This window comes from Streptomyces sp. NPDC002580, from assembly GCF_042889485.1.
Classification (GTDB): domain Bacteria; phylum Actinomycetota; class Actinomycetes; order Streptomycetales; family Streptomycetaceae; genus Streptomyces.
Window position 1 is genome coordinate 21,084 of record NZ_JBIAQZ010000027.1, and the last position, 640, is coordinate 21,723.

Here is a 640-nt window from a genome sequence, read left to right on the forward strand (position 1 = left end):
TCGGGAGGGCGCCGAAACCCTGGCCCGGCAGGCCGCCGACCACGGCCACATCAGCATTCTGTATCGCTTGGCGGAGAAGCGGGTGATGGTCAGGGACCGCAAGGGCGCCGAAACCCTGGCGCGGCAAGCCGCCGACCACGGCCACACCTATGCGCTGTATTGCTTGGCGCAGATGCGGGAGAGGGCCGGGGACGCGGCAGAGGCCGAACGGCTCGCCCGGCAAGCCGCCGACCACGGCGACACCGACGCCCTGCATCGCTTGGCGCAGATACGGAAGGAGGCCGGGGACCGCAAGGGCGCCGAAACCCTGGCCCGGCAAGCCGCCGACCACGGCCACACCTCCGCCATGCTCCGCCTGGCAGAGATGAACGAGTTACTCAACGAGTTGTGGCCGAATGGCCTGGACCCGGACGGTACGCCCACATCCCCCTGGTGACCATGGGCGTGCCGTCCTTGTCCCGCCGAAACATGCCGTCCGCCCCGTCGGTTGCGGCCAGACCGGCGTCTGCAAGCGCCTGAGGTCCAAGATCCCTGGCGGTGTCACCTACTTAGACCGTGTCCTACGTGGTGAGGCGGACGAGTCGTTTGTAGCAGCACAGGGCGGCTGCGAGTCCGAGAAAGGCCAGGTAGTTGCGGGGAT

At 68.3% G+C, this 640-nt stretch carries 1 protein-coding gene; it reads left to right on the top strand.

Annotated elements, in window-relative coordinates:
* A partial coding sequence (locus ACFYW7_RS38560; RefSeq protein ID WP_389511302.1) for a tetratricopeptide repeat protein occupies positions 1-436 on the top strand: 436 nt, incomplete at its 5' end.
* Positions 437-640: the final 204 nt, after the last annotated feature.